At 70.3% G+C, this 24,282-nt stretch carries 27 protein-coding genes and 2 pseudogenes; 10 read left to right on the top strand and 19 right to left on the bottom strand.

From position 1 onward, the window contains the following. Positions 1–74 precede the first annotated feature (74 nt). Positions 75–1,370 (top strand): beta-N-acetylhexosaminidase, encoded by a 1,296-nt coding sequence (locus G3I65_RS47980; RefSeq protein ID WP_163046879.1) that lies wholly within the window; start codon positions 75–77, stop codon positions 1,368–1,370. A 92-nt stretch (positions 1,371–1,462) separates the two neighbouring features. On the opposite strand, the gene G3I65_RS47975 is transcribed toward G3I65_RS47980, so the two are convergent. From G3I65_RS47975 to G3I65_RS47965, 3 genes are all read right to left on the bottom strand, one after another. Beyond that, on the bottom strand, positions 1,463–3,211 hold the full coding sequence (locus tag G3I65_RS47975; RefSeq protein ID WP_160702123.1) for a M64 family metallopeptidase: 1,749 nt from the start codon (positions 3,209–3,211) through the stop codon (positions 1,463–1,465). A 93-nt stretch (positions 3,212–3,304) separates the two neighbouring features. Continuing rightward, positions 3,305–3,973: a response regulator gene (locus G3I65_RS47970; RefSeq protein ID WP_160702120.1), complete on the bottom strand. Its 669-nt coding sequence runs from the start codon at positions 3,971–3,973 to the stop codon at positions 3,305–3,307. Further along, positions 3,970–5,544: a sensor histidine kinase gene (locus G3I65_RS47965; RefSeq protein ID WP_160702118.1), complete on the bottom strand. Its 1,575-nt coding sequence runs from the start codon at positions 5,542–5,544 to the stop codon at positions 3,970–3,972. Before G3I65_RS47965 ends, G3I65_RS47970 begins: the two co-directional genes overlap by 4 nt. Before the next feature lie 150 nt (positions 5,545–5,694). Here G3I65_RS47965 and G3I65_RS47960 point away from each other — a divergent pair, with 150 nt between their 5' ends. Further along, positions 5,695–7,035 carry a cation:dicarboxylate symporter family transporter gene (locus G3I65_RS47960; RefSeq protein WP_160702116.1) on the top strand — a complete coding sequence of 447 codons (1,341 nt, stop codon included), beginning with the start codon at positions 5,695–5,697 and terminating at the stop codon, positions 7,033–7,035. A 98-nt stretch (positions 7,036–7,133) separates the two neighbouring features. On the opposite strand, the gene G3I65_RS47955 is transcribed toward G3I65_RS47960, so the two are convergent. Continuing rightward, the gene (locus G3I65_RS47955; protein ID WP_125312367.1) at positions 7,134–7,526 is read right to left on the bottom strand and encodes a helix-turn-helix domain-containing protein; all 393 of its coding nucleotides are present in this window, start codon (positions 7,524–7,526) and stop codon (positions 7,134–7,136) included. 105 nt (positions 7,527–7,631) lie between these two features. On the opposite strand from G3I65_RS47955, the gene G3I65_RS47950 reads away from it, so the two are divergent. Then, positions 7,632–9,041, top strand: coding sequence for an MFS transporter (locus tag G3I65_RS47950; protein ID WP_160702114.1), 1,410 nt, complete (start codon positions 7,632–7,634; stop codon positions 9,039–9,041). Here G3I65_RS47950 and G3I65_RS47945 read toward each other — a convergent pair. The 4 genes from G3I65_RS47945 to G3I65_RS47930 all read right to left on the bottom strand — a co-directional run bounded on the left by G3I65_RS47945 (position 9,038) and on the right by G3I65_RS47930 (position 11,395). Further along, positions 9,038–9,481, bottom strand: coding sequence for an SRPBCC family protein (locus tag G3I65_RS47945; protein WP_160702143.1), 444 nt, complete (start codon positions 9,479–9,481; stop codon positions 9,038–9,040). The two genes, G3I65_RS47950 and G3I65_RS47945, sit on opposite strands and share 4 nt — an antisense overlap. 5 nt (positions 9,482–9,486) lie before the next feature. Further along, on the bottom strand, positions 9,487–10,197 hold the full coding sequence (locus G3I65_RS47940) for a zf-HC2 domain-containing protein (protein ID WP_160702112.1): 711 nt from the start codon (positions 10,195–10,197) through the stop codon (positions 9,487–9,489). Then, complete coding sequence (locus G3I65_RS47935) at positions 10,194–10,745, bottom strand: sigma-70 family RNA polymerase sigma factor (protein ID WP_026469270.1); 552 nt, start codon at positions 10,743–10,745, stop codon at positions 10,194–10,196. The genes G3I65_RS47940 and G3I65_RS47935 overlap by 4 nt, the downstream gene beginning before the upstream one ends. A gap of 146 nt (positions 10,746–10,891) precedes the next feature. After that, positions 10,892–11,395: a hypothetical protein gene (locus G3I65_RS47930; protein WP_160702110.1), complete on the bottom strand. Its 504-nt coding sequence runs from the start codon at positions 11,393–11,395 to the stop codon at positions 10,892–10,894. Positions 11,396–11,618: 223 nt separating this feature from the next. Between G3I65_RS47930 and G3I65_RS47925 the strand changes: the two genes are divergently transcribed. Further along, complete coding sequence (locus G3I65_RS47925; RefSeq protein WP_160702108.1) at positions 11,619–12,155, top strand: fibronectin type III domain-containing protein; 537 nt, start codon at positions 11,619–11,621, stop codon at positions 12,153–12,155. A 3-nt stretch (positions 12,156–12,158) separates the two neighbouring features. Here G3I65_RS47925 and uvrA read toward each other — a convergent pair whose 3' ends face one another. Further along, positions 12,159–15,020 carry an excinuclease ABC subunit UvrA gene (uvrA, locus tag G3I65_RS47920; RefSeq protein ID WP_160702106.1) on the bottom strand — a complete coding sequence of 954 codons (2,862 nt, stop codon included), beginning with the start codon at positions 15,018–15,020 and terminating at the stop codon, positions 12,159–12,161. Positions 15,021–15,097: 77 nt separating this feature from the next. Further along, the gene (locus G3I65_RS47915) at positions 15,098–16,303 is read right to left on the bottom strand and encodes an acyltransferase (RefSeq protein WP_160702104.1); all 1,206 of its coding nucleotides are present in this window, start codon (positions 16,301–16,303) and stop codon (positions 15,098–15,100) included. Positions 16,304–16,410: 107 nt separating this feature from the next. On the opposite strand from G3I65_RS47915, the gene G3I65_RS47910 reads away from it, so the two are divergent. From G3I65_RS47910 to G3I65_RS58510, 4 genes are all read left to right on the top strand, one after another. Further along, complete coding sequence (locus G3I65_RS47910; protein WP_160702102.1) at positions 16,411–17,088, top strand: MBL fold metallo-hydrolase; 678 nt, start codon at positions 16,411–16,413, stop codon at positions 17,086–17,088. A gap of 96 nt (positions 17,089–17,184) precedes the next feature. Further along, entirely contained in the window at positions 17,185–17,397 is a 213-nt protein-coding gene (locus G3I65_RS47905) for a hypothetical protein (RefSeq protein WP_160702100.1), read from the top strand. Further along, complete coding sequence (locus G3I65_RS47900) at positions 17,394–17,741, top strand: hypothetical protein (RefSeq protein ID WP_203612712.1); 348 nt, start codon at positions 17,394–17,396, stop codon at positions 17,739–17,741. Before G3I65_RS47905 ends, G3I65_RS47900 begins: the two co-directional genes overlap by 4 nt. Next, positions 17,738–17,869, top strand: coding sequence for a hypothetical protein (locus tag G3I65_RS58510; protein WP_255482142.1), 132 nt, complete (start codon positions 17,738–17,740; stop codon positions 17,867–17,869). The genes G3I65_RS47900 and G3I65_RS58510 overlap by 4 nt, the downstream gene beginning before the upstream one ends. Before the next feature lie 301 nt (positions 17,870–18,170). Here G3I65_RS58510 and G3I65_RS47895 read toward each other — a convergent pair whose 3' ends face one another. The 6 genes and pseudogenes from G3I65_RS47895 to G3I65_RS47875 all read right to left on the bottom strand — a co-directional run bounded on the left by G3I65_RS47895 (position 18,171) and on the right by G3I65_RS47875 (position 21,023). Then, positions 18,171–18,509: a hypothetical protein gene (locus G3I65_RS47895; protein WP_160702098.1), complete on the bottom strand. Its 339-nt coding sequence runs from the start codon at positions 18,507–18,509 to the stop codon at positions 18,171–18,173. After that, positions 18,509–19,240, bottom strand: a complete 732-nt coding sequence (locus G3I65_RS57955; RefSeq protein ID WP_239071891.1) for a hypothetical protein — start codon at positions 19,238–19,240, stop codon at positions 18,509–18,511. Before G3I65_RS57955 ends, G3I65_RS47895 begins: the two co-directional genes overlap by 1 nt. Beyond that, positions 19,237–19,716, bottom strand: a pseudogene (locus tag G3I65_RS59195) (putative T7SS-secreted protein). The gene G3I65_RS57955 and the pseudogene G3I65_RS59195 overlap by 4 nt, the downstream one beginning before the upstream one ends. Next, the gene (locus G3I65_RS47885) at positions 19,716–20,057 is read right to left on the bottom strand and encodes a hypothetical protein (RefSeq protein WP_160702096.1); all 342 of its coding nucleotides are present in this window, start codon (positions 20,055–20,057) and stop codon (positions 19,716–19,718) included. Before G3I65_RS47885 ends, G3I65_RS59195 begins: the two are co-directional and overlap by 1 nt. Before the next feature lie 34 nt (positions 20,058–20,091). Then, positions 20,092–20,418 carry an SseB family protein gene (locus tag G3I65_RS47880; RefSeq protein WP_160702094.1) on the bottom strand — a complete coding sequence of 109 codons (327 nt, stop codon included), beginning with the start codon at positions 20,416–20,418 and terminating at the stop codon, positions 20,092–20,094. A gap of 167 nt (positions 20,419–20,585) precedes the next feature. After that, positions 20,586–21,023, bottom strand: a complete 438-nt coding sequence (locus tag G3I65_RS47875; protein WP_160702092.1) for a hypothetical protein — start codon at positions 21,021–21,023, stop codon at positions 20,586–20,588. A gap of 276 nt (positions 21,024–21,299) precedes the next feature. Here G3I65_RS47875 and G3I65_RS47870 point away from each other — a divergent pair. Next, a pseudogene (locus G3I65_RS47870) lies at positions 21,300–21,533 on the top strand (MBL fold metallo-hydrolase); the annotation flags it as partial. 108 nt (positions 21,534–21,641) lie between these two features. Beyond that, a complete protein-coding gene (locus G3I65_RS47865) occupies positions 21,642–22,127 on the top strand; it encodes a hypothetical protein (RefSeq protein ID WP_160702090.1) in 486 nt (161 codons plus the stop codon). Here the strand turns inward: G3I65_RS47865 and G3I65_RS47860 are convergent. The 3 genes from G3I65_RS47860 to G3I65_RS47850 all read right to left on the bottom strand — a co-directional run. After that, positions 22,124–22,906, bottom strand: a complete 783-nt coding sequence (locus tag G3I65_RS47860) for a DUF1684 domain-containing protein (protein ID WP_160702088.1) — start codon at positions 22,904–22,906, stop codon at positions 22,124–22,126. The two genes, G3I65_RS47865 and G3I65_RS47860, sit on opposite strands and share 4 nt — an antisense overlap. 20 nt (positions 22,907–22,926) lie before the next feature. Continuing rightward, positions 22,927–23,532, bottom strand: a complete 606-nt coding sequence (locus G3I65_RS47855) for a hypothetical protein (RefSeq protein ID WP_160702086.1) — start codon at positions 23,530–23,532, stop codon at positions 22,927–22,929. 7 nt (positions 23,533–23,539) lie between these two features. Beyond that, the coding region (locus G3I65_RS47850; RefSeq protein WP_160702084.1) for a hypothetical protein at positions 23,540–24,282 on the bottom strand (743 nt) is incomplete at its 5' end.

The raw sequence follows: 24,282 nt of genomic DNA, 5'->3' as shown, positions 1-24,282 counted from the left end.
CTTCCTTCGACACCCTGCTCCCCCGCCCGGTTTCGGTCACGCCCGCGTCCGGCACGTGCCCTTGGCCATCCTCTGTGGACGTTCGTGCGGCCGACCTGCCGGCGGAGGGTTACCGGCTGGAGATCTCGCCGTCCGGCGTGGTGTTGTCCTGCGGTGACGCGGCCGGGGAGTTCTACGGGCGGCAGACCTTGCGCCAGCTCGCGGGCCCGGACGCGTTCCGGGCCGCGTCACTCGAAACCGGGCTTTCGTTGCCGTGCGGCGTGGTGGAGGACCACCCGCGGTTCGGCTGGCGCGGCTGCCTGCTCGACGTCGCCCGGCACTACCGGACCAAGGCCGAGGTGCTCCGGTTCGTCGACCTGCTGGCCGCGCACAAGCTGAACGTGCTGAACCTGCACCTCACCGACGACCAGGGCTGGCGCTTCGAGGTCCCGGAGTACCCGAAGCTGACGGCGGTGGGCGGCTGGCGGCCGTCGTCGATGGTGGGCAGCGGGGGCGCGCAGGACGGGCGCCCGCACGGCGGTTTCTACACCGGCGACGACCTGCGGGAGATCGTCGCCTACGCGGCCGCGCGGGCCATCACGGTGGTGCCGGAGATCGACATCCCCGGCCACGCGCGGGCGGCGCTGGCCGCGTACCCGGCGCTGGGCACCGAATCCTCGTACGAGGTCTGGACGTCCTGGGGCATCAGCACTTCCCTGCTTTCGCCGTCTTCGTCTACTTTGGACTTCTTCCGCACGGTGTTCGACCACCTGCTGGAGATCTTCCCGTCGCCGGTGATCGCGCTGGGCGGCGACGAGACGCCGGGCGCGACCGACGAGCACCGCGACTTCGTCCGCCTGCTGGCCGAGCACCTGGTTTCGCGCGGCCGGACGCCGATGGGCTGGGACGAGGTCCTCGACATCGGCGGCCTGCCCCCGATGGTGATCGGCTCGTGGCGGAACGAGGCCGCGGGCCGGCAGGCGGCCGAAGCCGGCCACGACGTCGTGATGTGCCCGGAGCAGCACGTCTACCTCGACCACCGCCAGGCCGAGCACCCGGACGAGCCGATCCCGGTCGGCATGTCGCACACGCTGGAGGATGTCTACGCGTACGAGCCGGCGCTCACCGGCCCGCGGCTGCGCGGTGTTCAGGCGCAGGTGTGGAGCGAGCACCTGGACAGCGTCCGGCGCGTCGACTACATGGCGTTCCCGCGGCTGTCGGCGTTCGCGGAGGTCGCGTGGAGCAGTGGCGCGCGGGACTACGCGGAGTTCCTGCCGCGCCTGCGCGACCACCACCTCCCCCGGCTCGACGCGCTCGGCGTCGAGTACCGGCCGTTGGAGGGACCGCACCCGTGGCAGACCCGGCCAGGTGTGCCAGGCCGGCCACGCTGATCCAACGGTCCCCCAGCTCGACCCCGGCCCGGTCAGGAGCGCCCGCGGTGTCGGCGAAGCCGCCGACCACGCGCCCACCGGCTGTGGATGGCTCAGGGCAGCAGCGTGACCTCGAACGAGCGCGCCGGTCCGGTGTTGCCCGCCGCGTCGGTCGAGCGGTACTCGATGCGGTGCCGCCCGTAGCCCGGGGCTCGCTCGGCGAACGGCGACACGGTCAGCCCGCCCGCGCCGAGGTTGCCGTACGACAGGCCGTCGATGTCGGTGCCGCGCGGGGTGAACAGGTACGGCGCGTCCGGGTCCGTCGGCCAGCCGTAGTACTTGTGCCAGCCGTCGCCGTCCACGCGGAACTCCGCCATCCCGTCCGACGGCGTCAGGCGCATCGTGAACGAGCCGTGGACCACCTGGCCCGCCGGTGCTTCGGCCGTCGTGGCCGGGCCCGTGGCGTCCACCGTCCAGGTCAGCGTCGTGCCGCCGGTCGTCGCCGTCAGCGTGTGCGCCCCGCGCGTCTCCGAGAGGGCGTAGTCGGGCCCGGTCCCGACCGGCTTCCCGTCGAGGACCCAGCGCACCACGGGCACCGAACCGGTCGGCTCGCCCGTCTCGACGTAGACGACATCGCTGCCGCCGACCGGCTGCGCGGTCGGGGTCGACGCCACGACGGCCGGGCCGCTCGCGGGCGGCGTCACCACCGAGGTGTCCACGGTCCAGGTGCGCGTGGCCGCCGGCCGGACCGCCGGGTCGCGGACGAACGGCGTCGGGTCGGTCACCTTCGCCGTCAGGGTGTGCTTGCCCGGCTTCACGTGCGCCTGCCGGAGATCGAGGGCGTCGGAACCACGCAGCGGACGGCCGTCGAGGGTCCAGCGGACGTCCAGGCGGTGGCTCACCGGGCGCATCGTCCGCAGCCACACGACGCGGTCGGCGCCGATCGTCCCGGCCGGCGTGCCGCCGCTGATGAGCGGGACCTTCGCCGAAATCCGTTGCGTCATCCGCTCGCGGCCGACCTGGTCGAAGGCGTAGCCGAGGGTCTTCATCATCGAGTGCTCGCTCGGCCGCCACACGCCGGTCTGCGCGTACAGGCCGCCTTCGAAACGGCCGATCGAGCCGCCGGACTCGCTCGGCTCGCCGAGCCAGCGCCACCACTTCGCGTGCTGGTCCCGCAGCTGCTTCTCGGTCAGCAGGGTGTGGTGGATCGACGACGGCTCGCCGCCTTCGTAGGCGCCGCCGGGAACCGCGCGCGCGTAGTAGTCGTATTCGTCGTCGAGACCGCCGAGCGAATGACCGAGTTCGTGCGGCGAGATGAGCGCGGACAACGCGTTGCCGCCCGACGCCGTCGCGTACGAACCGCCCGCGCCGCCGTAGGTACTGCTGTTGCCCAGCGCCAGGATCTGCCGGTTCGCCGCGGTCGTGCCGGGCACGAGGTCGGCGTACCGCTGCGCCGCGGCGTCGTCGACGGTGAGCAGGCGCTGCACGCTTTGCGCGTTGCAACCGCCCCAGAAACCCATGTCCAGCGGGGTGTTCTTCTTCGGCGCGTCGAGCGAGGGGTCACAGTCCACACCGGACTCGGGTGACGCGATCGACACCGCGAAGACGTTGAAGTAGCTGCGGTAGGACTTGAACGGCTCGAGCGACCAGAGCGTGCTGACGTGCCGCTGGACGTCGGCGAAGAACTTGGGTTGTTCGGCGGCGGTGTAGCCGTCCCCGAGGACGATGAGGTTGAACCGCTGCGAGACCGGCCCGGTCACTTGGACCTCGGTGACGGTGCCGGCGGGCTCGTCGGCGTCCGCCGGAGTGGCGAGCCCGAGCACCATGACCGCGGCTGCGACGATCCCGGCCCACTTCCGCATGGCGGTACTCCCCCTGGTCGGCGATCTTTCCGGTGTACCGCACCGGCCGCGCGGCCGGAACCGCCGGAAGTCGGAGGCTCGCCGTATAGGTCGTTATACGCGAGTGAGGCGGTACCAGACCTCCGGCCGCCCGACCTGGCCGTAGTGGGGCTCGCGGTGGGCCATCCCGTTGTCCGCCAAGTACTCCAGGTACCGGCGGGCCGTGACCCGCGAAGCACCGATCGCGGAAGCCGCCGCGCCCGCCGAAAGCCCTTCCGCCGCGCCGGAAAGCGCGTCCCGGATCGCTTCGAGGGTCTGGACGCTCATCCCCTTCGGCAGCGGCGGCTGCTCGGTCGTGCGCAACGCGCCGAGGGCGCGGTCGATCTCGGCCTGGCCAGTCACTTCGCCGGACGCGTCGCGGAATTCCGCGTAGCGCTCCAGCTTCTCGCGCAGGGTCGCGAACGTGAACGGCTTGAGCAGGTACTGCACCACCCCGACCGACACCGCCGCCTTCACCAGCCCGAGGTCCCGCGCCGACGTCACCGCGATGACGTCGATCGGGAGCCCGGCCGCGCGCAGGGACCGGCACACCGCCAGGCCGTGCGTGTCGGGCAGATAGAAGTCCAGCAGCACCAGGTCGACCGGCTCGCGTTCGCAGAACCGCAGGGCGTCGCCGCCGGAATGGACCACGCCGGCGACCGAAAAGCCGGGGAGCCGCTCGACGTACACGCGGTGCGCCTCGGCCGCGACCGGCTCGTCCTCCACCACCAATACCCGGATCACGAGCCCACCTCCTGCCGCGGCAGCCGGACGGTGAACACCGCGCCCCCGTCCCGGCCGACCTCGACCGTGCCGCCGTAGCGGCGCACCGCCTGCCCGACCAGCGCCAGCCCGAGCCCGTGGCCGTCCTCCGCCTTCGTCGACCAGCCGCGGCGGAAGACATCGGCGTCTTCGGGTACGCCGGGCCCGGAGTCGGCCACGCGCAGCAGCAGGCCGTCGTCCTCGGAACGGGCCGTGACGACGACCTTCGGGTGCCCGCTGCCGCGCACCGCCGCGTCGATGCCGTTGTCGATCAGGTTGCCGAGGATCGTCACCAGGTCGCGGGCCGCGACCCCGAGCGAGACGTCGTCGATCACGGTGTCCGGGGTGACGGTCAGCTCGACGCCGCGTTCGCTCGCCTCGGCGGCCTTGCCCAGCAGCAGCGCGGCCAGCACCGGTTCGGCGACGGCGCCGACGACCCGGTCGGTCAGCTCCTGCGCCAGCGCGAGCTCGGCGGTCGCGAACTCCACCGCCTGCTCGGGTTTTCCGATCTCCACCAGGGAAACGACCGTGTGCAGCCGGTTCGCCGCCTCGTGCGCCTGCGACCGCAACGCCTCCGCGAGGCCGCGCGCGGTGGTCAGTTCCCCGGTCAGCGTCTGCAGTTCCGTGTGGTCGCGCAGGACGACGACGGTGCCCTGCGCGCGGCCGCCCGAGCGTACGGCGGTCGTGCTGACCAGCAGCACCCGCGAATCGGTCAGGTGCAGCTCCTCGGCCCGGTTCTCCGCCGACGTGAACGCCCGCGCCAGCTCGGCCGGCAGCCCGAGCGAGGCCAGCTCGCGCCCGACCGGGTCGGCGCCGAGGCCGAGGAGGGTGCGCGCGCCGTCGTTGCACAGGCCGATGCGCCCGTCCCGGCCGACGAGCAGCACGCCCTCGCGGACCGAGTGCAGCACGGCTTCGTGGTACTCGAAGAGGTTGCTCAGCTCGTCCGGCGCGACGCCGCGGGTCTGGCGCCGCAGCCGGGCACTGATCAGCCAGCCACCCAGGGCCCCGACGAGCACGACCGCGCCGGCGACGCCGAACAGCGGCCAGAGCCGTTCGCGCAGCTCGGCCGAAATCGCCGCCACGGTGATCCCGACGGCGACCAGCGCCACCACCTGCTGCCCCGGCCCGAACACCGGCACGACCGTGCGCACCGACGGCCCGAGCGAGCCGGTGTAGGTCTCGGTGTAGGTCTGCCCGTGCTGCGCCTGCTCGATCGTGCCGATGTAGTGCTGGCCGATCAGCGCCGGGTTCGGGTGGGTGTACCGGATCCCGGCCGGGCTCATGATCGTGATGAAGTCGACGCCGGTGTCGGCCTGCACCCGCACCGCGAACGGCTGCAGCATCGCGCTCGGGTCCGCCGTCGCCACCGCGGCGGCGACGGTCGGGGCGTCGGCCACCGCCGAAGCCACCGCGCGGACCTGGTCGCGCGCGTTCTCGTTCACCGCGCGGGACGCGTCGAGGTAGGCGAACGTGCTGCCGGCGCCGGCCAGCACGCAGAGCACCACCAGCTGCAGCACGAGCAGCTGGCGGGCCAGGCTCCAGCGGGACCGCATCGTCGGGGGCACCTCCTCATACCAGCACACGCGCTCCCCGGGTGTCCGAACGGGACGGTCGCGCGAACTCAATGAACACAAGTGAGCCGGGTCACCGAAGTGCGCCTACAGTGTGCCGCAACCTGGAACACCCCTGAGCTGGAGGCAACGGTGCCGACCCCACCGACCACCGAGGAGACCCCGCGCAAGCGGGACAAGACCCACTACCTGTACCTGGCCGTGATCGTCGCGGTCCTGCTCGGGATCCTGGTGGGCTTCCTCTTCCCGGGCTTCGCCAAGGGCCTCAAGCCCCTCGGCGACGGCTTCGTCAACCTGATCAAGATGATGATCACGCCGATCATCTTCTGCACCATCGTCATCGGCGTCGGCTCGGTCGCGAAGGCGGCCAAGGTCGGCAAGGTCGGGGTGATGGCGCTGTTCTACTTCATCATCATGTCGACCTTCGCCCTCGCCATCGGGCTGGTCGTGGGCAACCTGCTGCACCCCGGCACCGGCCTGCACCTGAGCCCGGCCGACGTGAAGAGCGTCCAGAAGTCCGCCGGTGGCGCCGAAGGCCCGGTCGACTTCCTGCTCGGCATCATCCCGAAGACGCTCGTTTCCGCCTTCACCGAAGGCGAAGTGCTGCAGACGCTGCTGGTCGCGCTGCTCGTCGGGTTCGCGCTGCAGAAGCTGGGCCCGAAGGGCGCGCCGATCCTGCGCGGTGTCGAGCACCTGCAGAAGCTGGTCTTCCGGATCCTGGCGATGATCATGTGGGCCGCCCCGATCGGCGCGTTCGGCGCCATCGCCGCGGTGGTCGGCGCGACCGGCTGGGCCGCGTTGAAGAGCCTCGCGGTGATCATGGTCGGGTTCTACGCGACCTGTCTCGTCTTCGTGTTCGTGATCCTCGGGCTGGTGCTCTGGTTCGGCGCCCGCGTCAGCATCCTGAAGCTGCTGCGCTACCTCGGCCGCGAGTTCCTGCTGATCCTCTCGACGTCGTCGTCGGAGTCGGCGCTGCCGCGGCTGATCGCGAAGATGGAGCACCTCGGCGTCGACAAGTCCGTCGTCGGCATCACCGTGCCCACCGGGTACTCGTTCAACCTCGACGGCACCGCGATCTACCTGACCATGGCGACGCTGTTCATCGCCGCGGCGCAGGACGAGCCGCTGTCGATCGGCGCGCAGATCGGCCTGCTGGTCTTCATGATCATCGCGTCGAAGGGCGCCGCGGGCGTCTCCGGCTCCGGCATCGCGACCCTGGCCAGCGGCCTGCAGTCGCACCGGCCGGAACTGGTCAACGGCGTCGGCTTCATCCTCGGCATCGACCGGTTCATGTCGGAGGCCCGCGCGCTGACGAACTTCGCCGGCAACGCCGTCGCGACCGTCCTCATCGGAAACTGGACGAAGGAGTTCGACCGCGAACAGGCCCAGCGCGTGTTCGCCGGGCAGGCACCGTTCGACGAATCCACGATGGTCGACGAAGAGCGGGAGCCGGCGGAGGCCGTCGCGAAGTAGCACCACCGAACGTTCGTGCTCATGCCCCCGCTGAGCACGAGCCACCGCGGGCCGCGGTGCGAGTCTCCCCGACCTCGCACCGCGGCCCGTTCCACGTTTCAGGCCACGTCGTAGGCGACGCGCGCGGCGGCGATGTCGTCGCGGTGGCGTTCCGCCCAGCCGAGCAGGCCGTTCAGCGACTGGTACAGCTCCTTGGCCATCGGCGTGGCTTCGTACTCGACCCGCGGCGGCACCGTCGGGTAGATGGTGCGCTTCAGCAGGCCGTCACGTTCGAGGTTGCGCAGGGTCAGCGTCAGCATCCGGCGGCTGATGCCGTTGACCGCGCGTTCCAGCTCGGTGAACCGCACGGGCCCGCGGATGGCTTCCAGCAGGATGCCGATCGCCCACTTCCCGCTGATGCGGTTGATGACCTCCAGCACCGTGCAGACATCGAGTTTTTCCGGGTCGATCTCCGTGACCTGGACAGGTACACCGATGTTCCCCTGGGACATGGAAGTGCCTCCTTACGCGGGCACCCATGGTCACACATGATGGGCACTGTTACAAGAAGTGCCCTGGCGACGACCAGGGGGAACACTCGACTGGAGGGGCCTCAGATGGCCGAGAACCACCCCACCCGCTCCCGCGGCCTCGCGTTGGCGGTGCTGTGCGCCGCCTCGCTGATGGTCGTGCTGGACAGCAGCATCGTCGCGGTGGCGCTGCCCGCCATCCAGGCCGACCTCGGGTTCACGCCCGCCGGGCTCGCCTGGGTGGTCACCGCCTACCTGGTCGCCTTCGGCGGCCTGCTCCTGATCTCCGGCCGGCTCGGCGACCTGCTCGGCCGCCGCCGCGTCTTCCTCGGCGGGCTGACGCTGTTCACGCTGGCCTCCCTGGTCGCGGGCCTTGCGACGGACGCCGGCGTGCTGGTCGCCTCGCGGTTCGCCCAGGGCGTCGGTGGCGCGCTCGCGTCGGCCGTGGTGCTCGGGATGATCGTGACGATGTACCCGGAGCCGCGGGCCCGGACGCGCGCGATCGGCGTCTACAGCTTCACGCAGGCGGCGGGCGCGTCGATCGGGCTCATCGCGGGCGGCGCGCTGACGCAGGCGCTGAGCTGGCACTGGACGTTCTACGTCAACCTGCCGATCGGCGTGGCCGCGCTCCTGCTGGCCTTCCGGGTGGTCGCGCCGGACCGCGGGACCGGGCTGCGGGCGGGCCTGGACGTGCTCGGCGCGGTGCTCGTCACCGGCGCCGTGATGCTGGGCGTCTACGCGATTTCGTCCGCGGCGTGGGGCGCGCTGGCGGTGGCGGTCGTCCTGCTGGCCGTGTTCGTGCTGCGCCAGGCGAAGGCGCGCACGCCGCTGCTGCCGCTGCGGCTGTTCCGGATCCGCGCGGTGACCGGCGCGAACCTGGTGATGGTGCTGATGGTCGCCGGCATGCTCGGCTTCCAGTTCGTCACGGCGCTGTACCTGCAGCAGGTGCTCGGCCTCGACGCGCTGCGCACCGGGGTCGCGTTCCTGCCGGTGCCGCTGGTGATCGCGGTGGCGTCGCTCGGCCTCGCGGACAAGCTCACCGCGCGGTTCGGGCCGCGGACGGTGCTGCTGTCCGGGCTCGGCCTGGTGATCGTCGGCCTGGTGCTGCTGACGCGGGTGTCGGGTTCGTACTTCACCGACGTGCTGCCGCCGCTGCTGGTGATGGGCCTGGGGGCGGGTGCGGCGATCCCGGCGTTGATGGGGCTGGCGATGGCGGACGTCCCGGCGTCGGACGCGGGCGTGGCGTCGGGGCTGATCAACACGACCCAGCAGGTGGGGGCGGCGATCGGCACGGCGGTGCTGGCTTCGGTGGCGGCTTCCCGCACGGCGAGCCTGGGCGGTGACCACCGGGAGGCGCTGGCGGCGGGGTTCCGGCTGGCGTACGGGGTCAGCGCGGGCTTCCTGGTGGCCGCGGTGGCGCTGGGAGCGTTGGTGCTGGCCCGCCGCACCCGCCGCACGGTTTCCGTGCCCGAACCCGAAGTCTGTGTAGCCGGCTAGGCCAGGTAGGCGGAAAGGCCGCGGTGGCCCCGCCGCATCATCAGCGCGTGGTTCGCGCGGAACAGCGGCCGGGCCACCGCGTCGAGGCGCCGCAGCAACTCCTTGCGGGCCTGGACGTCCTGGGTGATCTCCAGCAGTGTGCCCGCGCCCGCCGCGCGGACCGCACCGGCCAGTACCCCGTCGAGGTCGCCGCTGAGCCTGACCCGCATCAGGCCCGTGCGCTCGTCCTGGTGGTCCCGGTGCATCCGGACGACGAGCCGGAACGGCAGCCGGGACCGGCAGACCAGTTCGGCGGTGTCGTCGTCCACGCGGCGCACCGCGCGGACGTCCGACCACCACCGCGGGTAGCCGGCGAGGTCGGTGACCACTCCGAACACCCGCTCGGGCACGGTTCCCGGCAGCAGCCACGTGCTGCGGAACCGGTAGCTCGCGCCCGCCAACGCCGTCACACCTGGGCCGAGACCAGCTTCCGGCCGTCCACCGTGACGATGTCGACCGACTTGACGTCGTCGGGCGCGACCAGCGCGGACCCGTCGAGCGAGAAGCCCTGGCTCTCCCACTTCTCCGACACCTGCCAGCTGCCGGCGGTCACGGATTGGCCGCCCTTCGTGGTGACCTGCAGCAAGCACTTCTCCCCGGCTTGGACGCCCTTCACCGCGACGTTCACCCGGACCCAGCCCTGGAACGGGCTCACCGACGCGGCCAGCTGCACGCCGGTCGAGGCGTCGGTCGCCCGCACGTCCTTCGTGCCGGGTACCACCGTCGGCTGGATCGGCACCGCCACGTCGGTGGACGCGGTCTGCCGTCCGACCAGGACCCCGCCGCCGAGCGCGGCCACCACCAGCACCGCCGCCGCGACGAGGGCCAGGCCCCGCCTCGACGTCGAACGAGGGGCCGGTGCCGCCTGTTCTTCGTCGCGCACCCGGCGCAGGGTCTTCTGCAGCAGCAGGTCCCCGCCTTCGGGCGGCCCGTCGAGGAACGCCTCGGGCGGTACCTCGTCGAGCGACTCGCGCAACGCCACGAGCTCGTTCAGGTCGAACCGGCACTGCGCGCAGGTCTGCAGGTGCCGCCGCTCGAAGTCGGCCGCCTCCGCGGGATCGAGCGCGCCGAGGGCGTACGCGCCGAGCTGCGTGTGACTCTCGTCGACCGAGTTCATCGCGCCACCTCCGTTCCGCTCGAAATCATCGCCGCTCTCAGTGCTCTCAGTGCGTAGTAAGACCTTGATTTCACGGTACCCGGTGCGACGCCGAGTGTTCTCGCCGCTTCGGCCACCGTCCGTCCCCGGTAGTAGATCTCCACCAGGACCTCTCGGTGCTCGTTCGAAAGGCCGTCCATCGCGCCGAGCACGGTCATCGAGTCGACCACGCCCTGGGCGTGATCGCGCTCGACGGCAGGCGTCGGCACGCCTTCGGCCGGTTCGGCCACCTCTTGGGGCCGCGCCGCCCGGGCGCGGGCCCGGTCGGTGACCAGGTTGCGGGCGACGGTCAGCAACCAGCCGCGTACCGAGCCCTTCCCGTCGTTCTGCAAGTCGTCCGCGTGCTTCCACGCCCGGACGAGCGTCTCCTGGACCACGTCCTCGGCCGCCGCCCGATCTCCGGTCAGCCTCGTCGCGTAGGCCAGCAGGCTCCGCCCGTGTTCGGCGTACAGCTGCCGAATCAGGTCCTCGCCCTTGGCCTTCTTAGGCCGCCTGCCTCCTATGGCCACCCTCGTCCTCCCGACGGTGTTCTGAGTCGGCGAGGACAGTACTGCAACCCGCAGGGCCACCGGCGGTGCGTGCGCCGAGCGCAGCGCGACCATGGTGTTCATCGGCTGCCCGTCCTTCCTCGTTCTGCCCGGAAATCCGTCGGTGGTCAGTACCCGGACCCGCCGGCCTTGCCGCCCGCGGTGAGCTTGCTGCCGTCCGGGGCGACCGCGAACCAGGTGCCGTTGGCGCCCTGGCCGTTCAGGTCGCCCGCCGCCTTGTCGCCCGAGAATTCGTAGAGCGGCCAGCCGTTGAGCGTGATCTGCTTGCTGCCGTCCTTGCGGGTCGTCGTGCCGACCTGGGTGTCCTGGATGCCCTTGAGCATCGGCGTGGCCACCCCGGCGAGCATCGGCGGCCACGCGGTCGCGCATTCGCCGTCGCAGTTGGACGTCGGCGGCTGCGAGAGGTCCTTGTCGAACCGGTAGAGCGTCTTGCCGTCCGCGTCGGTGACCACGGCGCCGACCCCGTTGATCGTCGCGACCGCGAGCATCTTGTGCCCCGGCTCACCGTGTTGCGGCCCTTGGGCGCCGTCGGCCATCTCACCGCAGGCGGACAACGTGGCGACGGCGACGAGCGCGACCGCGCTGACGACGACCGGCCGGATACGGTTCATGACGTTCTCTCCTCGGTGAGGGCGGCACCGCCGTCCGGCGGACCTCGACACCGGGTAACACGGACGTTCGCGAAGAACGGTTCAGCCGGGTTGCGCGCGATTCGGCGCCACGGCGCGCGCGGATTGGTGCGTCCCGGTGATCGGCACGATCTTGTCGCCGGACGGGCGCGGTTCCTAAGCTGACCGGGTTCGCCCCGCCGCCCCGCTCGTCCCGGGAGCCGCCGTGTCCGCGAAACCCCTCGTCCTGGTGGCGCTGCTGGCCGCGGGCTGTGCCACCGCCCCGCCCTCGTTCACGGCGACCCTGACCTCACCCACCGACGTGGTGCTCAGCTGGCCGGACGACGCCGCCGGGCACCGCGTCGAGTACGCGAACGACCCGGCCGGGCCGTGGACGACGCTGCGGTTCCTCCCCGCCCACACGACGAGCTACCACCACCCGGACCTCATCCCGGAGACGCCGTTCTACTACCGGGTGCAGCCGTTCACCGGCCCGGTCTCGACCGACCTGCGCGCAGTGACTTCGGGCGACACGGTGACGTTCACCTGGACCGACCGCGCGAGCGACGAAGCCGGGTACCTCGTGGAGATCCGGCGTCCTGGCGCGCCGGACTTCGACCCGGTCGAGGTGACCGACCCGGACGCGACGACGTGCGCGCTGTCGCTGCTGCCCGGCGAGGAGAACTCGGCCTTCCGGCTCCGGACGCTGCACTACGGCCCGCTCTCCCCGGTGGTCCACCAGACCACCGGGAAGGAGCGGTGACGCCTATTCGGCCGACAGGACCGTGCGCAGGAACTCGCCCGTGTAGCTGCCTTCGACCCCGGCGACGTGCTCCGGCGTGCCCTCGGCGATCACCGTGCCACCGCCCGAGCCGCCTTCGGGGCCCATGTCGATGATCCAGTCGGACGTCTTGATCACGTCGAGGTTGTGCTCGATCACGATCACCGAGTTGCCCTTGTCGACCAGCCCGTTGATGACGCCGATCAGCTTGTTGATGTCCTCGAAGTGCAGGCCGGTCGTCGGCTCGTCGAGGATGTACACCGTCTTGCCGGTCGAGCGCTTCTGCAGCTCGCTGGCCAGCTTGACGCGCTGCGCCTCACCGCCCGACAGCGTCGGCGCCGGCTGGCCGAGGCGGACGTAGCCGAGGCCGACGTCCACCAGCGTCTGCAGGTGGCGGTGGATGGCCTTGATCGGCTCGAAGAACTCCGCGGCCTCCTCGATGGGCATGTCGAGCACGTCCGAGACGGTCTTGCCCTTGTAGTGCACCTCGAGGGTTTCCCGGTTGTACCGCGCGCCCTTGCAGACCTCGCAGGGGACGTAGACGTCCGGCAGGAAGTTCATCTCGATCTTGATCGTGCCGTCGCCGGCGCACGCTTCGCAGCGGCCGCCCTTGACGTTGAAGGAGAACCGGCCCTGCTGGTAGCCGCGCACCTTCGCCTCGGTGGTCGCCGCGAACAGCTTGCGGACGTGGTCCCAGACGCCGGTGTAGGTGGCCGGGTTGGACCGCGGGGTCCGCCCGATCGGCGACTGGTCGACGCGCACCAGCTTGTCGACGTTGTTCAGGCCGTTCACGCGGGTGTGGCGGCCAGGCACCTGGCGGGCGCCGTTGAGCTTGTTGGCCAGCACCGTCGCGAGGATGTCGTTGACCAGCGTGGACTTGCCCGAGCCGGAGACGCCGGTGACCGAGACCAGGCAGCCGAGCGGGAACGAGACGTCCAGCCCGCGCAGGTTGTGCTCGCGCGCGCCCACGACGGTCAGCTGCCGCTTCTTGTCGACCGGGCGCCGGATCGCCGGCACCTCGATCTGCCTGCGGCCGGACAGGTACTGCCCGGTCAGCGATTCCTTGCTCTTCAGCAGCTTCTTGTACGGTCCACTGTGGACGATGTGGCCGCCGTGCTCGCCCGCGCCCGGGCCGATGTCGACCACCCAGTCGCTCGAGCGGATGGTGTCCTCGTCGTGCTCGACGACGATCAGCGTGTTGCCCAGGTTCCGCAGCCGGGTCAGCGTCTCGATCAGGCGGTGGTTGTCGCGCTGGTGCAGGCCGATCGACGGCTCGTCGAGCACGTACAGCACGCCGACCAGGCCCGACCCGATCTGCGTCGCGAGCCGGATCCGCTGTGCTTCACCACCCGAAAGAGTGGCCGACGCGCGGTCGAGCGAGAGGTACGTCAGGCCGACGTCGAGCAGGAAGCGCAGGCGGGCCTGGATCTCCTTCAGGACCGCGCCGGCGATCATCGCCTCGCGCTGCCCCAGCTCCAGCTCGTCGAGGAACTGCGACGCCTCCGCGATGGACAGCGCGCAGACCTCGGCGATGGACATGTCGCCGCGGGTCTTGTGCGCCAGCGTGACGGCGAGGATCTCCGGCTTGAGCCGGGTGCCCTGGCAGGCCGGGCACGGCACCTCGCGCATGTAGCCCTCGTACCGCTCGCGCATGTACTCGGACTCGGTCTGCTCCTGCCGCCGCTCGAGGAACGGGATGACGCCCTCGAAGGCCGCGTAGTACGAGCGCTGGCGCCCGTAGCGGTTCTTGTAGCGGACGTGCACCTGCTCGTCGACGCCGTGCAGCACCGCCTTCTGGGCGCGCGCGGGCAGCCGTCGCCACGGCGTGTCCATCCGGAAGCCGATGGTCTCCGACAGCGACTCGAGCAGGCGGATGAAGTAGTCCGCGCTCTGGCCGCCCGACCACGGCGCGATCGCGCCCTCGGCCAGCGAAAGCTCGTCGTCCGGGACCACCAGCTCCGGGTCGACCTCCTTGCGGATGCCGATGCCGGTGCACTCGGGGCAGGCGCCGTAGGGCGAGTTGAAGGAGAACGAGCGGGGCTCGAGGTCCTCGATCGCCAGCGGGTGGCCGTTCGGGCAGGCGAGGTTCTCGGAGAAGCCGCGGATGCGGTGCGGGTCGTTCTCCGGCAGGTCGACGAACTCGAGCTCGATCAGCCCGTCGGCCAGCCGCAGCGCCGTCTCGACCGAGTCGGTCAGCCGCTGGCGCGAAGACGACTTCACGCTCAGGCGGTCGATGACCACGCCGATCTGGTGCTTTTCCTGCTTCTTCAGCTTCGGCGGGTCGGTGAGCGAGTGCACCGTGCCGTCCACGACCACGCGCGCGTAGCCCTGCTGCTGCAGGTTCTCGAACAGGTCGACGTACTCGCCCTTGCGCCCGCGCACCACCGGCGCGAGCACCTGGAAGCGGACGCCTTCGTCCATCTCCAGCACCTGGTCGACGATCTGCTGCGGGGTCTGCTTGCTGATCGCCTCGCCGCACTTGGGGCAGTGCGCCTTGCCGGCGCGGGCGTAGAGCAGGCGCAGGTAGTCGTAGACCTCGGTGATCGTGCCGACGGTCGAACGCGGGTTGCGCGAAGTGGACTTCTGGTCGATCGACACCGCGGGCGAGAGGCCCTCGATGAAGTCGACGTCCGGCTTGTCCATCTGCCCGAGGAACTGCCGGGCGTACGCCGAGAGCGACTCGACGTAGCGCCGCTGCCCCTCGGCGAAGATGGTGTCGAAGGCGAGGCTCGACTTCCCCGACCCGGACAGGCCGGTGAACACGATCAGGCTGTCGCGGGGCAGGTCGAGATCCACGCCGCGGAGGTTGTGCTCGCGGGCACCGCGAACAACGAGGCGATCAGCCACGCCAGGGTCCTCTCAATGTCATTCTCAGCTGCGGTCGCCGACCCGGTCTCAAGCTGCACGGGTGGCCGCGATCCATGCTACGAGCCACCACCGACAAAAACGGGTTCCGCGTCTTCCACCTGCGGTTTTGCGGGCTTCCGGCGTCTGGTGAGCCACCGGTGGGCCGGGCGTTCGACCCCCGCGGTGACCGCCCAGCCGGCCAGCACGGCGGCGCCGACGACCGCGGGGAGCCGCAGCCAGCCGGGGAGGCCGAGGTCGAGCAGAGCGCGGGCCAGGATGTAACCCAGTTCCTGGTGCACCAGATAAAGACCATACGAGATGCCCGCGAGCCAGGTGACGGCCGGGGCGATCCGCGCCAGCCCGGGGAACCGCCAGTCCGGGCCGCGGGCGGCGAGGCAGACCAGCAGCAGGAGCACGGCGAACCCGATCGTGGACGGCCAGCGCAGCGCGTCCTGCGGCAGCGCGACGTGGAACGGGAAGACCTGCAGGTCCTGCGCGGCGACCGCGGCGAAGACAAAGAGCGCGACGTGCCAGCTCTTCAGCCGCCGCTGCGACCACAGCCAGATCGCGACGCCGATCGCGAAGACGTGCAGCCGGTGCAGGCCGAGGCCGTAGTAGAACGTCTCGACGACCGGGCTCGCCGTCCCCGGCGGGAAGACCACGAAGCGCAGCGTGAGCGGCACCAGGATCAGCGCCCACAGCAGGGCGACGGTCAGCCGGTGGGTGCGCCACGACCGCGGCCACAGCAGCGCGGCGCCGGTGAAGGCCATGAGCTGGACGGGCAGGGTCCAGTAGGAGCCGTCGAGGTAGTAGAAGGCGTCCCAGCGGATGCCCCACTCCTGCACCATGCCGAGGTTGGTGACCAGGTCCAGCCAGGTCGGGATGTACCACGGCGACGGGTTCGTCGGCGGGCCCTGCGGAACCCCGAAGAGGAACCCGGTGACCCCGGGCGGGTACGGCAGGCCGCTGAAGGAGATGGCCGCCCACCGCGTCACGAGGTAGGTCACGAGAACGGCGACGAGGTACGCGGGGACGAGACGCGCGACGCGGTTCCACAGCCACCGGCGCGGATTGCCCTTGCGGAGGCTGGCGCAAACGAAGAAGGCGGAGATCACCAGGAGGATCGCGGCCCCGAACTGCGCTGTCACCCGGAAGGGGTACCCCGTGAGCTCGGGGTGCAGCAGTGCGCCCTGGTGGGTGACGTGCCCGAGGATGACCGCGAGGACGGCGACGACGCGAAGGAGGTCCCAGCTGATCCGGCGCGGCGTCGGGGAGGTGGGCACGGTCGTCCTGAGGTCGGGCTGGCTGGGGGTCTTGAGCCTACGTGTCCGCTCGCGGGAGCGCTTGTGCGGGTGGAACCGGTTGGAGCGAAACGACTACCGTGTGCACGGTGAACATCGTGGACACCTACACCGGGCACGTCGACCCGGGCGGCGACGCCACCCGGCGCACGCTGGACGAGCTGACCATCACCAAGCTGTCCGTCGGCCCGATGGACAACAACGCGTACCTGCTGGTGTGCCGTGCGGACAACGAGGCACTGCTGATCGACGCGGCGAGCGACCCGGAGCGGATCTCCGACCTGATCGGCCACGGCCCGGACCGGCCCGCGCTGAAGACGGTCGTCACCACCCACCAGCACCAGGACCACTGGCAGGCACTGGGCGCGGTCGCGGGCGCGAACGGCGCGAACACGGCGGCCCACCCGCTGGACGCCGCGCCGCTGCCGGTGCCGCCGGACTTCCTGGTCGAGCACGGCGACACGCTGTCGGTGGGCCAGGTCACCCTGTCGGTGATCCACCTGCGCGGCCACACGCCGGGTTCGATCGCCCTCCTGTACCGCGACCCGTCGGGCAACCCGCACCTGTTCACGGGCGACTCCCTGTTCCCGGGCGGCGTGGGGCGGACGACGTCGCCGGAGGACTTCCGGTCACTGCTGGACGACGTCGAGTCGCGGATCTTCGCCGAGCTGCCGGACGAGACGTGGTTCTACCCGGGCCACGGCGACGACTCGACGCTGGGCGCGGAGCGTCCGAAGCTCGGTGAATGGCGCGAGCGGGGCTGGTGAGCTGACGACGCACCCGAACGGGGCTGCCTACCTACTAGGCGGCCCCGTTCGCTGTCGGAGCAGCGCACGGGGCGTTGACGGACTCCGGAGGTCCGCATGGCTTCACATCCTGCCACGCCACCCGACGCGCAGGTGCGCGTCAACCTGGCTCACCTGTCCCCCGCCCAAGCCGATGGCCTGGCGTGCGTCGTCTGCGGCGCCGACTACCTCACGGTGAAGGTCCCGCACCTGCCAATCGGCCGGTCGCGGACCGGCAGCCAGATCTTCGTCTGCTCGACCACGTGCCTGGCGCCCGGCGGTGCGGCGTGAGCATCGAAGCGATCTCCTGGGCACTCAACGCCGCCGAGATCCCGCGCAAGCGGCGGGACGCGTCGTCCCTGGCGATCGTTCTGGCCGGGCTCGCCAACCACGCTGGTCCGGACGGATGCAACGCCTTCCCCTCCATCGGCACACTGACCCGGTACACCCGCCTGTCGGAGCGATCTGTGCGTACGCGCTCCGCTCGCTCGGGGAACTGGAGCTCATCCGCCCGTCCGATCCTGACATCGGTGTCCGCACGGGTCATCTGGCTGGACGAGGATCGTCAGCGTTCGGTGCCTTGCCCGCGGTGTCATCCCAGCGCCGCCACTCAGGCGAGCGGAGGCATTCGATGATCGCCGACGTGCTCGATCGTGTCCGCCAGGCGGTTGTCGATGCGCAAGCCGCCGGCCGCCCGAAGCACGGACGGCCCACGCTCGTGAAGCGGGATGAGGCCGAGGACGACAACCCAGCTGAGCCATGACCGGGTGGGGCGCCTACGCCTTGACGATATTGGCGACGCTTGTCCTGCTCATCCTCTGCTGGAGCGTGGCTGATCGGAGGAAGGCGCGCCGTCGCGCTCGGTTCATCGCTAGGCACAAGCCTGATTGGTCTGTGTCCGCCATCCCAGAACGAGTCGAGCAGGAACGTCCCGAGGAGGATGCGGCCAAAGCACCGACGGAGCTACTGCCTGCGATCAGGCCAAAGCCGGACCAGCCGCCAACGGGACCACGGCAAGCAAGCACCTGGCCGAATCGATCGCGACGCTACGTCCGGCGGCTTTCCTAGGTCGAAGGGTCATGGATCCAGGCGACTTCGCCGGTCTCCGGTAACCGCCCTAGCGCCTTGGTCTCGGCCGCGATGCGACGGAGGTGCTCCTCCTTCGTGCCAGACCAGGCCTTGAAACCTGGGTCCTGCTCGATGAGGTCCCCGGGTACCGCTCCGCGGTCGATCAGGTCACCGATTACGGCAAGTGTCGCCGACGTCAACTCCTCGAAGGTCGCCCCCTTTCCCGCGACAGCGCCGGCTACCGCAGTGACCGGGGACAGGCCCACCCAATCTTCTCGCGCGTAGTCGAGCAGGTAGTCCAGATCGTCCTGGTAAGAGCTATTCGACGTGCTCATCAGTGGCCTCCGTCGTTCACGTGGAACCGCTTGACCGTGTCGAGGCCGTCTACCTTGTTGATGTCGATCGTGGGGCCTCCGGACTTGCTGAACGTTCGATAGGTCACTGTGGACGGTGGGTCTCCGCTGATCTGCCAGGTCTCGATTTTACCCTTGGGGGTATCGATGACCCTGTCCGGTTCTCCGAGCTTCGAGCGGACGTTGTCGAGCAACCCGTCGAGGTCCTGCTGAGACACCATCCGTACGCCCTTGCTGTCCTCGACGCCGGGGATATTCCCGTCCTTGCCGGATATGGCGTCCTGTACCGCCTTGGCGCGATCGATGGGCGCTTTGGGGTGCACCTCATCCGGCACGTGGTCGCCTCCGACGTGCTCTCCCTTGCTGAGCAGGCCCTTGGCGACTTTGCCCGCTCCGAAGAGAAGGAGGCCACCGGTGATCTTGCCGAGTGCTCGGTCACCGTGGCCGTTGGCCCAGTCGTCCCAAGCGACCATCTCCTTGAAGGTGTCCACCGGGTGGGCGATGTTGTGCGCCATCGCAGCTACCGTCTCGCCCGGGTCAGAGATGGCAGTCCAGAGGGCCTCGCCAGCGCCTGAAATCGTGTCCCAGATTCCGCCGAAGAAGTTGGCGTCTGCCTGCTTCCGGGAATCTTGTGGTGCAAGCGTCGCTTCGACTCGGAGCGCCTCCGCACAGCGGTCACCCTCTCCTACCAGCTGCTGCCGCGCCCTGTTCAAGGTGTCTCGTGCAGCCTGCCGTTGGGCCTCACCGGGATCTGAGAACGGCGGCGCCTGCACGACGGTTGGCCGTGTTCGGCGTTCGCCTGGGTCCGGGCTTGCGCGTCGGACACGGCACGGTCGTGCGCTGTCATCGCCTGCTGAGTCGCCGCGTCACCCTGCTGCCACTGGGCGATAGCCTCCGACGCCTGCCCCTGCGCCCACGACAAAGTGTTTGCGTAGGCAGTCAACATCTGCGCCGCGTTGTCCAGTGAGTCGCTCGCCTCGAGTCAGCGCGGCACCTCCGTTTGGTGATCTTCGTGGAACTTGTCCGAAGCCGGGCCACGCCAAGCCCCGGTGTCAATCCGTTTCAGCGCGTCGCCGGCTGCCAAGGCGGAGTTCGCGCGTGCGGCCAGAACTCGCGCGTTCTCGTATATCGCAGGCGGATCTCCCGGGATCAAGGCCTTCGGATCGGTCGTCTGGCCGAGCTCCGCCATCAGACGGCCCCTACCGTCGGCTCATCCGGGGTAACCGCGTCCCAGCCGGGATCAGACTTCAAGGCGTCAGCGTTGCTGTGCTCGACCGCGCGATAAGCCGCAGCCGCCTTGCCTAACAGGTCACCCAAATCACTGGCGCGGTCGGACAGTGCATCCAGCCCGACGCTCCAACGGCCGCACAGCTCTGCAAGAGCGTCGTGCACGCCGTTGTGCCCGTATAGCCCTGGTTCGCCGCACAACCCGCGCAGCTCAAAGCTGTCCTGGTCGTGCACGATGTCACCCATGCTCTTCGATGCGCTCGCCAACGCTTCGATGTCGACGTGAAAACCTGGACCGTCCATCCTGTTCGCCCCTCGTTTGCTGCGCCGCCCACCTTCAGGCTGTCGTCGATCCTTCGCGCCGTCTCCGTTCGCCGGCTTGCGCCCACGCGCGTGCCACCACGTCCGGCTGCGCCAAGCGAGACAGAATCGGAAACCGATGCTCGTCGTCGGGATCAACCATCAGACCGATTCCGGGCGGAACCAGTTCCAGCAGATCGGCACCTGTCGTGGCGAAGTAGTCACACTCCCCTGCGTGCACGGCCAGGCGTTCCAAGGTCGAGAACACGACCATCCACCGGCCACGCTCGCCAAGCTCGGTCACCAGGAGCGCCGGCTGCTCCGGCCGCTGCGCGTACACCATCGCGCCTGCGAACGTGTCCATGAAGTCGCCTGGGCCTCGGCTGCCATCCCAAACTTGCTGCGCAACGACCGCGAGCCCGACCTCACCCTCCCCGTTGTCACGATTCACACCCGACACCATACTTGGCGTAATCGGACGGCTCGAACAACCGGAAGCCGCGTAAGCCTCAATGTTGGTCTTTTCGCAGGTCAACGAGCAAATGCAGCTCGATGGAGTGCTGGCACCACAGCCGCCGCGTCCCGTCCGAAGCGAAGGTGGGCAATGACAGCCGCACACCACGGCGCCCACGAGCCACTCAACCTCAGCGGGTCTGAAGCCAGGAACGACAAGATCAGCCCGTCAGTGGTCAGGTCCAGTCGGGTGACCGTATCGTAGTTGAAGTTAAGCCACCGCACTCCGCCGGATTCGCCGATCTGGCACCACAACCGACGACTGGTGACCACGACCCGCAGGAGCTCCGTCGGCCACCAGCGTGGCTGACTGAGGCGCCGAGCTTGCTGATTCTTGTAGGCCCGGCGTGCCATTGACCCGATGAGATAGCCGGTGACGAACTGCGGCGAGCCGACGACGACGCCAGGACTCTCGTGCCAGAAAATATCGGCTTGAGAGAACCGGGCATACCGCATCGAGCCGCCGAAGTTGCCAAGGCCTCCTCGCCCGATTCCGGCACAAAACCTGCCCCAGGCGGCGTGATGGGACAGAGCCAACCGTTCGCCATCAGGTGTGCCGCAGACTAGCCGTTGGTTCCGACATTCTTGTCCAGTTACGAGGCGTCGCAGCGCAAGCGGGAGTCAGCGTGAGCGCCCCTGGTTCCAGGCCCAGCGCGTCCTCAGAGATCCGCGCGTAGATCGCGACTTTTGCCCCCCATGACATCGAGGCTACGATATCTTGCCCGCTGATGCGATACTCTGTTCCTGGGCGGCGTGGGGCAGACGACGTCACCGGAGGACTTCGCGTCCCTGCTGGACGACGTCGAGTCCCGGATCTTCGCCGAACTGCCGAACGAGACGTGGTTCTACCCGGGCCACGGCGACGACTCGACGCTGGGCGCCGAGCGGGCGAAGCTGAAGGAGTGGCGCGAGCGCGGCTGGTTCACCTACATCCCCGCCGCCGGCCCGTCCGGAGCCACCCGGTAACGCTTGGGGTGTCAAAAGCCCCCACCGGGCAACTCCCGGACGAACCGGGCGTCCACAGCAGACCCAGCGCTGGGACTTCCACCGGTTCTCTCCGCCAGGAGGCCCACCATGTCCAAACCCACACGGCGCGCGCTCGCCGCACTCACCATCCTCATCGCCGGTGCCCTCGCGGCCGCCGGGCCGGCTCAAGCCGCCGCTCCCGTCATCCCGGCCATGACCAACATCCGGACCGGGTTGAACACCGGTTTCGACCGGATCGTGCTCGACCTGAGCTCCGGTCCCGCGCCCGCCGTCAGCTACCGGCTGCTCGACGAGCTGACCGCCGATCCGAGCGGGGAAGTCGTCTGGCTCACCGGCCAGTACTTCATCAACGTGACCGCGACGCCGGCCGCCGCGCACGACGTGAACGGGAACCTCACCTACACCGGGCCGCAGAAGTTCCGGACGTGGAACCTGCGGAACGTCATGGCCGTCGCCGTCACCGGGGACTTCGAGGCGCACCTCTCCATCGGGCTCGGGGTGCGGACGCGGACCGCGGTGCACGTCTTCACGCTCACCGCGCCCAACCGCGTCGTGATCGACGTCGCCTCTTAACCGCGCTCGTACGGGATCTTCTCCCCCGCCTCCACCGCGAACGGCAGGTCGTTGCCCGCCGGCGGGAGGGGGCAGGTGGCGAAGTCCGTGAACGCGCACGGGAGGTTCACCGCGCGGTTGAAGTCCAGCGTCACCGAACCGTCCGCTGCCGGCGCGCCGACCGGCAGCGAGCGGTTCGCCGCGTACGTCGTCACGCCGCTCGTGCCGTCGGTGAACAGGATGCTGAAGCCGCCGTCCTTGCCGTTGAACGCCGTCAGGGTGTGCGACGAGCCGCCGTGCGAAAAGTGGACCACGCCCGGCGCCGTGTAGACGTGGCTCAGGCCCTCCACAACCGCGCCGACCGTGGTCGGGCGCGGCTCGTCGAACGGCTCGAACCGCCCGTGCAGCACCCACGACTCCGACGGCTCGTACGCCGGGACGCCGTGGAACTCGCGCAGCACCTCGGCCTTCGGGTCGTGCACGCGGATCAGGTACCCGGACCGGCGCGCCACCTCGATCTCGACGTCGCCCGCCAGCACCCGGGTGCCCGCGCCGCTGTTGACCAGCTCGAACCGGCGGACCTCCGTGATCGGCGTCCCCTCGTGCGTCAGCGAAGCGCCGGCCGGGTCGACGTACGCCGCGTCCGCGTCCTGCCACCAGCGGCCCGGGATGCCGGGGTACTCGCGCGGGGAGTCGGTCAGCCAGTCCAGCGAGACCAGCGCCAGCCAGCCGTGCGGGGCCGCGAGGTCCGCCTCCCGCTGGGTCTTCCAGTCCTGCCACTCCTGCGTGAACGTGCTCATCGCGGGCCCCTTCCGATCGGCTACGACGGTGCCAACCCGCCGCCGGTGCCGGTATTCCGCGTCCCAGTATCCGGACCGGGGCCCAGCCACGCGATTTCGCGCTCGCCGCCGGCCGGGACGACGATCCGCCGGTAGCCGGGGTCGTCGGCCACGGCGGTGTGGAAGCGGTCGGAGACGATCAGCAGCAGGTCCAGCTCCGGCGCCGCCGCGATCGCCGCCTTCAGCTCCTCGGCCGCGCACAGCCACGTCGCCAGCGCCACCGCGGCGCCGCCGAAGTGGGGCGGGCGCAGCACGACGTCGCCGTGGTCGGCGGCCACCCGCAGCCGGAGCTTGCCGAACTCGTTGAGGTGGCGGTTGCGCCGCCGCAGCGCCCCGGCGAGCAGCGCGACGAGCTCCGCCGCGATCCAGCCGTGCGGCACCGTCGGCGGGATGATCAACGTCGTGGCGTCGCCCTCGGCGCGGCGGAACCAGGTCGGGGTGCGGTAGGGCACCGGGACGCGCTCGAACACCTCGTCCAGCACCGCGTCGAGGGTGACGCCGAGGTGCACCGCGCGTGCCGTCCGGCCCCGGCTCGGGGCGACGATCCCGAGCCGGACGACGGTCGCGGTCACCGGGTCGGTGCGCACGGCCGGGTCAGTCCCCGCCGGGATCGGACGACCACTGGAGCCCGTAGCTGAGGCCCTGGTGCAGGTCGTGGAACTCGAGCCCGACCTCGCCGAGGCTGTTGACCGTCAGCGAGTCGCCGGAGTCGGTGCCGTCGTCGATCACGCGCCCGGGCACGCCGTTGAGCCGCCACACCCGCGACGGCGGGATCTCGCGGTCGAACCGCACCCGCACCGAGAACTTCTCGCAGCGGCGCAACGGGGTAATGACGTAGTACGGCCGCAACGCGCTGCGCTGCGGTGCGAAGCGGATGCCGTATTCGTGCCGCTGCCCAAGCCGCAACGGGCTCGGCAGCCGCATGACGAACTGGGCGTGGCTCGCCGAAACCTGGCGCGCTTCGACGATTTCGCCGCCGAACAGCACGTCCGCCGCGATCGCCGGAACGGGGTCGAGGCCAGGCACGGCGGGGGCGCTGAACGACAGCACCAGCTCGTCGAGCTCGTCGACCTCCGCGACGATCCGGCGTTCCTCCTGCACATCCGGCGGGTCGCGGTCGAGCCGGAGCACGACTTTCATCGACTCGACGTACCAGCCGGCGAGCGGGTGCAGGTCACGCTCGCGCGCGGGCGCGCCGAGCAGCTCGTCGAGCCGGCGGAACGCGAGGTCGATCCGGCGGCGCGCGGTGCGCGGGTCGCGGTCGAGGACGCTGGCCAGCCACGAGATCCGCCGGTCGAGGAACTCGCCGGCCGCCTCTTCGTGCAGGCCGAGGGCCG

Source organism: Amycolatopsis sp. SID8362 (assembly GCF_010550475.1).
In the GTDB taxonomy this organism is placed as follows: domain Bacteria; phylum Actinomycetota; class Actinomycetes; order Mycobacteriales; family Pseudonocardiaceae; genus Amycolatopsis; species Amycolatopsis eburnea.
The sequence above is the reverse complement of the archived record's forward strand: the minus strand, read 5'-3'. Positions and strand labels throughout refer to the sequence as shown.

Coding starts and splice junctions, on each gene's coding strand:
- G3I65_RS47975 (WP_160702123.1), bottom strand. CDS start 3,211: ATGCGGAAGTGGGCCGGGATCGTCGCAGCCGCGGTCATGGTGCTCGGG.
- G3I65_RS47965 (WP_160702118.1), bottom strand. CDS start 5,544: ATGCGGTCCCGCTGGAGCCTGGCCCGCCAGCTGCTCGTGCTGCAGCTG.
- G3I65_RS47955 (WP_125312367.1), bottom strand. CDS start 7,526: ATGTCCCAGGGGAACATCGGTGTACCTGTCCAGGTCACGGAGATCGAC.
- G3I65_RS47950 (WP_160702114.1), top strand. CDS start 7,632: ATGGCCGAGAACCACCCCACCCGCTCCCGCGGCCTCGCGTTGGCGGTG.
- G3I65_RS47940 (WP_160702112.1), bottom strand. CDS start 10,197: ATGAACTCGGTCGACGAGAGTCACACGCAGCTCGGCGCGTACGCCCTC.
- G3I65_RS47930 (WP_160702110.1), bottom strand. CDS start 11,395: ATGAACCGTATCCGGCCGGTCGTCGTCAGCGCGGTCGCGCTCGTCGCC.
- G3I65_RS47905 (WP_160702100.1), top strand. CDS start 17,185: ATGGCTTCACATCCTGCCACGCCACCCGACGCGCAGGTGCGCGTCAAC.
- G3I65_RS58510 (WP_255482142.1), top strand. CDS start 17,738: ATGATCGCCGACGTGCTCGATCGTGTCCGCCAGGCGGTTGTCGATGCG.
- G3I65_RS47895 (WP_160702098.1), bottom strand. CDS start 18,509: ATGAGCACGTCGAATAGCTCTTACCAGGACGATCTGGACTACCTGCTC.
- G3I65_RS47885 (WP_160702096.1), bottom strand. CDS start 20,057: ATGGACGGTCCAGGTTTTCACGTCGACATCGAAGCGTTGGCGAGCGCA.
- G3I65_RS47880 (WP_160702094.1), bottom strand. CDS start 20,418: ATGGACACGTTCGCAGGCGCGATGGTGTACGCGCAGCGGCCGGAGCAG.
- G3I65_RS47875 (WP_160702092.1), bottom strand. CDS start 21,023: ATGCGGTATGCCCGGTTCTCTCAAGCCGATATTTTCTGGCACGAGAGT.
- G3I65_RS47865 (WP_160702090.1), top strand. CDS start 21,642: ATGTCCAAACCCACACGGCGCGCGCTCGCCGCACTCACCATCCTCATC.
- G3I65_RS47860 (WP_160702088.1), bottom strand. CDS start 22,906: ATGAGCACGTTCACGCAGGAGTGGCAGGACTGGAAGACCCAGCGGGAG.